9 protein-coding genes are annotated in these 6,037 nt (G+C 71.4%); 5 read left to right on the forward strand and 4 right to left on the reverse strand.

What is annotated here, in order from left to right; genetic code table 11:
* The coding region (locus tag AB0J52_RS23565; protein ID WP_500184177.1) for a hypothetical protein at positions 1 to 681 on the reverse strand (681 nt) is incomplete at its 3' end.
* 151 nt (positions 682 to 832) lie between these two features.
* Between AB0J52_RS23565 and AB0J52_RS23570 the strand changes: the two genes are divergently transcribed.
* From AB0J52_RS23570 to AB0J52_RS23580, 3 genes are read left to right on the forward strand one after another with little or no spacing between them, the layout of a single operon-like run.
* Positions 833 to 1,528 (forward strand): SseB family protein, encoded by a 696-nt coding sequence (locus tag AB0J52_RS23570; RefSeq protein WP_500184179.1) that lies wholly within the window; start codon positions 833 to 835, stop codon positions 1,526 to 1,528.
* 9 nt (positions 1,529 to 1,537) lie between these two features.
* Positions 1,538 to 2,092, forward strand: a complete 555-nt coding sequence (locus AB0J52_RS23575; RefSeq protein WP_500184180.1) for a prepilin peptidase — start codon at positions 1,538 to 1,540, stop codon at positions 2,090 to 2,092.
* Between the two features lie 46 nt (positions 2,093 to 2,138).
* Positions 2,139 to 2,903, forward strand: a complete 765-nt coding sequence (locus AB0J52_RS23580) for a phytanoyl-CoA dioxygenase family protein (protein WP_500184181.1) — start codon at positions 2,139 to 2,141, stop codon at positions 2,901 to 2,903.
* A gap of 89 nt (positions 2,904 to 2,992) precedes the next feature.
* Here AB0J52_RS23580 and AB0J52_RS23585 read toward each other — a convergent pair whose 3' ends face one another.
* The gene (locus AB0J52_RS23585) at positions 2,993 to 3,223 is read right to left on the reverse strand and encodes a hypothetical protein (RefSeq protein WP_500184182.1); all 231 of its coding nucleotides are present in this window, start codon (positions 3,221 to 3,223) and stop codon (positions 2,993 to 2,995) included.
* Positions 3,224 to 3,354: 131 nt separating this feature from the next.
* Between AB0J52_RS23585 and AB0J52_RS23590 the strand changes: the two genes are divergently transcribed.
* Positions 3,355 to 4,188 carry a helix-turn-helix domain-containing protein gene (locus AB0J52_RS23590; RefSeq protein ID WP_500184183.1) on the forward strand — a complete coding sequence of 278 codons (834 nt, stop codon included), beginning with the start codon at positions 3,355 to 3,357 and terminating at the stop codon, positions 4,186 to 4,188.
* On the forward strand, positions 4,185 to 4,457 hold the full coding sequence (locus tag AB0J52_RS23595) for a DUF397 domain-containing protein (RefSeq protein ID WP_500184184.1): 273 nt from the start codon (positions 4,185 to 4,187) through the stop codon (positions 4,455 to 4,457). Before AB0J52_RS23590 ends, AB0J52_RS23595 begins: the two co-directional genes overlap by 4 nt.
* On the opposite strand, the gene AB0J52_RS23600 is transcribed toward AB0J52_RS23595, so the two are convergent.
* Both AB0J52_RS23600 and AB0J52_RS23605 read right to left on the reverse strand, forming a co-directional pair.
* On the reverse strand, positions 4,426 to 5,343 hold the full coding sequence (locus AB0J52_RS23600; protein WP_500184187.1) for an NADP-dependent oxidoreductase: 918 nt from the start codon (positions 5,341 to 5,343) through the stop codon (positions 4,426 to 4,428). The genes AB0J52_RS23595 and AB0J52_RS23600 overlap by 32 nt on opposite strands.
* An 83-nt stretch (positions 5,344 to 5,426) precedes the next feature.
* Positions 5,427 to 6,037, reverse strand: a 611-nt coding sequence (locus AB0J52_RS23605) for an MFS transporter (RefSeq protein WP_500184189.1), incomplete at its 5' end; no start/stop codon positions are given.

Consider the following 6,037-nt stretch of genomic DNA (forward strand, 5'->3'; position numbering starts at 1 on the left):
GATGCCGGTGATCCGGCTCCACGGCACGGTCGTCCGCCACCCCGCGACCGTCACGCCGTCCTCGGACAGCGTCACCAGCGGGTTGTGCCGACGTATCCGCGCGAGGGCCCAGCCCAGCAGGAACAGGACCAGGACGGAGGCCGTCCAGCACGTGACGGCCGTCGAGACGCTGCGCTCGACCGCCAGCATCACCGCGCCCACGACGACCAGCACCAGCGAGGTCAGGCCGAACCGCAGGATCAGCCGGCCCGGGACGACCCGCACGGCCAGCGCCTCACCCCGCCCCGGCACGAGGCCCGGACCCGGACCCGCTCCTTCCAGTACCGGTGCGGCCTCGTTCACGGTGATGATCCGGCTGTAGGCGATCACCTGTCCGCGCATCCAGGCGAACAGCCCGAGGACGGACGGGATCGTGATCACGGCCGCCGCCACCGGCACCCCGGCCGGGCCGATCACGCCCGACCCGCGCAGCAGCCCGAGCGCCGTCCCGAGGACGACGATGTAGAGGAGCAGCAGGACCCGGAAGCGCCGCCGCACCCGTCCCAGCCGCATCCGCGCGTAGTTGACCGCGATCCACTGGGCCTCGGGCTCGTCCGCCCGCCCCGTCCTGATGATCCCCTCGCGGACGGACGGTGCCAGCGCGCGCCACCGGGAGCGCAGCTCAGAAGCCTGGTCGGACACGGGAACTCCAAGCGGAGGCGGGGGGCGGGACGGCCGAAACCCGCGGATTACATCACATCCGCCGACCCTCCGCGAGCCGCCGTAAGGCCGGTCACGGTGCGTGCCGGACCCGGATCACCAGGTGGCCGCCCGCCCCGGTACCCTTCCTGGCGTGCCCGACCTGACCATTCCCGTACCGCAGTTCCCCGACGACGACGGCAGCGCCGACCCGGGGCTGCGGGACGCGCTCGCCGCGCACGCCGCGGGCCGGGCCGGCGCGCACGCGGTCATCGCCGCACTGCTCGGCAAGCGGCTGCTGGTGCCCATCGTCGCCGTCCTCACCGAGGAGGAGGACGTCGCGCCCGGTGAGCTGCGCCGCGAGAAGAACAGCGAGATGGCCCTCCCCACCCTCATGGGCGAGGACGGCCGCCGGGGCGTGCTCGGCTTCACCGCCACCGAGACCATGGCCGCGTGGCGGCCGGACGCCCGGCCCGTCGCGGTCAGCGCGCAGGAGGCCGCCGTCGCCGCGCTCGACGAGGGCGCGCACGCGCTCGTCCTGGACGTCGCGGGCCCCGTCCCGTTCGCCGTCGAGGGCCTGCACCTGCACCTGCTCGCCGAGGGCCGTCCCGTCCCGCCGCCGCACGAGGACCCCGAGATCCTCGCCGCCATCGACGCCGCGTTCGGGTCCGAACCGGCCGTCCAGGGCGTCCGCGTGGGCCGGGGAGAGAACACCGAGCTGGCCGTCCGGTTCGCCGTCGCGCCCGGCCACGACGAGCGGGCCACGGCGCAGCGCGTGTCCGACCGCCTCGCCGAGGCCCTGCGCGGACGCGTCGTCGGCGGCGTCGAACTCAGCGTCTTCCGTCGTTAGGCTGCGCGCATGAGCGCCCCTGTGTGGTCGGTGCGGGCCGACTGGACTCAGCCCCTGCGCAACGCGTGGACGCTCGCGGGCTGCGTCGTCCTGGCGCTGCTTCTCGGCTTCCGCGTCTCAGGGGCGGCGGTCCCGGCGTTCGCGTTCCTAGGCGTGCTGTGCGTGCTGCTCGGCGTCGTGGACGTCGCGCTGAAACGCCTTCCCGACCCGCTGACCCTGCCGTCGATTCCGATCGCCGCAGTGCTGCTGCTCATCGCCGACCCGTCGCGCTGGCTCGGGATGCTCGCGGGGGCGGGCCTGCTGTTCCTGGTGTTCGCCGTGCAGTGGTTCATCGTCCCGAACGCGATCGGGTTCGGCGATGTGAAACTCGCGCCCGTCCTCGGCCTGTACCTGGGCTGGCTGGGCCGTCCCGCCTGGATCACCGGCCTGTTCGGCACGATCGTCCTCGGCGGGCTGGTCGCCGTCGCCCTCCTGCTGTTCCGCCGTGCCGGACGCAAGGACCAGATGCCCTACGGCCCGTTCATGCTGGCCGGGACGGTCCTGGCCGCCCTCCTGTACGCCTGAAATTCGCTGGACGCGGCGCCGGACGTTTCGGCAGGCTGCCCCACCGATGGATATCGACGTTGAAAGCTTCATCCGGGACGGTTTCGTCCACGTGCCCGAGGCGTTCCCGCGCGCCGTCGCCGACGAGGGCCGCGCGCTGCTGTGGGAGATGGCGGGATGCTCCCCGGACGACCCGTCCACCTGGACCCAGCCCGTCCTCCGGCTGTACGACCAGGGCCAGCCGCCGTTCCGCGAGGCCGCCCAGAGCCCGAGCCTGCACCAGGCGTACGACGCGCTCGTGGGCGAAGGCCGCTGGACGCCGAAGAAGACGGTCGGCGGCAGCTACGCCGTCCGCTTCCCCTCGGACGACGACCCGGGCGACGACGGCTGGCACATCGAGTCGAGCTTCCCCGGTCCCGACCCGAACGACTACCTGAGCTACCGCGTGAACCTGACCTCGCGCGGACGCGCCCTGCTCGTCCTGTTCCTGTTCTCGGACACGGAGGAGGACGACGCCCCGACCCGCGTCCGCGTCGGCTCCCACCTGGACGTCCCGCCGCTCCTGGAACCCGCAGGCGAAGACGGACTGGCTTTCATGGAAATCGCCAACCAGGCGGCAGCCGCGAGTGAGTACCGGAAAGTAGCCTTCGCCACCGGCCGCGCGGGCGACGTGTACCTGTGCCATCCGTTCCTCGTCCACGCCGCGCAGGGCCACCGGGGCCGGAACGTGAAGTTCATGGCGCAGCCCGGCCTCGAACCCGCCGTGCCGCTCTCGGTGGACGGCCCGTCCCCGGTCGAACACGCCATCAGGCTCGGCCTCGCGTCCCGCTAGAACGACATCGGCGGCGCGATCGGCGGAGGGGGCTGTCCGCCGATCGCGCCGCCTTCCAGGCGGGACGCGCCGTCACATGCCGGACGAGGTCACCGGGAGCCCTCCTGCTTCCCGTGGCCCCATCCGTCCGCGATCAGCGCGGCCCGCAGCTCGGCGGCCGTGTCGCAGTCGAACACGTCCTTCTCCTGCAGCCGGTCCATGGGCAGCGGACCCCGCAGCGCCCACCAGCGTTTCTTGCTGCTGAGGATGAACCCCCAGGCGGGGAAGTCCGCCTCCAGCGAGGCGAGCAGGGACTCTTCCGAGGGTGAGCACGCGTTCATGGCGGGTTGAACCTTCGTTTCGAGGGAGCCGTTCGCTTCTTCGTGCCACCAGCCTCACACCTCCGAGTTACTCTCAGCTACGACACCGTCACCCCCCATGCGGCACCCCGGCACTCCGAGGGGACACCCCAATGCCAGACGACCCGAGCTACACCCGCGACCCGCTGCTCCGCTCGTTCGGACGGGTCATGCGCTCCCATCGGGAGGCGGCGGGCCTCTCCCGTCCCCAGCTGGCCGAGGAACTCGGCTGCGGCACGACGTGGATCGAGAAGCTGGAGACGGGCCGCAAACCGCCGTCCGAGGCCACCGCCGACGACTGCGACTTCCGCTTCGGCACCTCCAGAACCCGCACCTTCTGGACGATGTGGGACGAGATCAAACGCGAGGGCAAGCACGTCGCCGTCCCACCCGGCTTCGAGAAGTACTCAGCGGCTGAGGAGACGGCGACCGGCATCCGCATGTTCGCGGCTCGGCTGGTTCCCGGGTTGCTTCAGACAGAGGAGTACGCTCGGGCTGTCCTGGGGCTCAGTGAACCCCTCGACAGTCTCGATGACAGAGTGGCCGCCCGTATGAAGCGACAGGAGATCTTCGCCCGAGAGGTGCCGCCACGGCTGCGGGTAGTGCTTGATGAGACCGTTCTTCGACGGCCGGTCGGGGGACCGAAGGTCATGCGGCAGCAGCTCGAATGGCTGGTCCATCTCTCCACCACTCGGCGTGACATCAACATCCACGTTCTGCCGTTCACAGCCGTCACTGCGGGCTCGAATGACGGTTCCTTCGTGATGCTCACACTGCCGGGTGGCGAGGAGCTCGGATATCACGAGGGGCCGGAGATCAGTCAGGTGATCGAAGACCCCGCAGTCGTTGCCGAGTACTCAGTACGGTGGGACCTTGTCATGGGCGAGGCAATGCCGAGCACCCAGGCCCACAAGTACATTCTGAGCGTAGCGGAGGACTATAAGTGACCACCTTGAACTTCTCTGCCGTTCGGTGGCGCAAGAGCAGTCGCAGCAGTGAGCAAGGTGGCGAGTGCGTCGAGATCGCCGACCTCTCCAGCGCCCAGTGGCGCAAGAGTAGCCGTAGCTCTCAAGGTGGGCAGAATTGCGTTGAGATCGCGGACGTTTCGCCGGTCGTGGCCGTGCGGGACTCGAAGGATCCCGAGGGGCCGAAGCTGATCCTCGACGCAGCCGCCTGGGCCTCCCTCACTCGGCACGTTCGGGCGTCGGCGGGCTGAAGGTCATCACGACCTTGCCCACGAGGCCGCCGGCCTCGAAGAGTTCGTGAGCCTCGCGCACCCGCTCGACCGGGAACCCGGCCGCCACGCGCAGTCGGAGAACACCTTCGTCCACCAGGGCCGCGAGCTCCGCGAGCTGCGCTCCGCTCTGCTCGACGTACGAGGTGGCCGCGCCGGGGACGTCCGGCAGCGGGTCGTCCGTGATCGACACGTACCGTCCGCCATCGGCGAGCCCTTGCGTCGAATGCGGCCCGCCCGTGTGCAGGACCACCTGATAGCCCCCCTCGGCCAGAGCCGCCGGATCGACGGCGACCTCCTCGGCCCCCAGATCGCGCGCCGCGTCCACGTGACCCGCCCGCGAGACCAGCCCGTCCACCCGGGCCCCGAGGTGCCGGGCGAGCTGGACGGCCAGTCCGCCCACCCCGCCCACGGCCCCGACCACCAGGACGCGGTCGTCCGCGCCCACCTTGGCCAGCTCCAACGCCTGAAGCGCGGTGAGCCCGGCCAGCGGAAGCGTCGCCGCCTCCTCAAGACTCACCGAACGGGGTGCCGCCGCGAGCAGATCCCCGGGCAGCGAGACCAGATCGGCCCAGGTGCCGCGCCCGGTCGCGATCTGCGCCGACATCGCGATCACGTGCTCGCCGGGTCGGAACCGCTCATCCTCACTGGCCACCACGGTGCCGGCGAGATCCCACCCGAGCTGGGCGGGCAGCGTCCCGACCTTCCACTCCCTGGTCTTGGCGTCGACGGGGTTCAGGCTGGTGGCGGCCGTCCGGACCAGCACCTCACCCGTCCCGATCTCCGGTTCGGGCACCCGCCGCACCTGCAACACGTCCGTCCCGCCGTGTTCGTCGATCCCCACGGCCCGCATGTCAGTAGCGCTCATGTCGGGGACGGTAGACACTCACACCAATGTGAGAGTCAAGCCCGGCCGCCCGCCCACCGAAAACACGCGGCCATACGACCTGGTCAGCGGAGGTTCGTGTGGGCGCGGGCGGTCCAGATCGCGAGGGCCGCGACGAGGGCGCACGCCCCGCCGAGCCACAGGACGGCCTGGAGGGCGAGCGCGTCCACCAGGACGCCGCCGACCAGCGCGCCGAGCCCGATCGACAGGTTGAACACCGCGACCCACAGTGCGGAGGCCGCCTCCACGGCCTGCGGCGCGGCCTTGATCATCCATGTTTGCAGGCCGACCGAGACGCCGCCGAAGGCCAGGCCCCAGAGGATCAGCAGCGCGGCTCCGGTGACCGGCCCCCGTCCGAGCAGGACGAACGCGGGCATCGCGGCCGTCAGGGTGAGGGCGATGGCCAGCACGGTCCGGTGCGCGTGGCGGGCCAGCGCGGCACCGGCGGCGAAGTTGCCGATCATGCCCGCCAGGCCGAAGCCGAACAGCAGCGGACCGATGTGCCGCTCGTCGATCCCCGAGAGCTTCTGCAGGGCCGGGCTCACGAACGTGTAGGCCGCGAAGTGGCCGGTCACGATGAGGAACGTCGCGAGGATGCCGACGCGGACGCCCGGGTCGCGGAGCTGACGGGCGAGCAGGCCCGGCCGGACGGGCCGGTCGGCGGCGAGCGGCGGCA

Source organism: Spirillospora sp. NPDC049652 (assembly GCF_040675125.1).
Classification (GTDB): Bacteria; Actinomycetota; Actinomycetes; order Streptosporangiales; family Streptosporangiaceae; genus Spirillospora.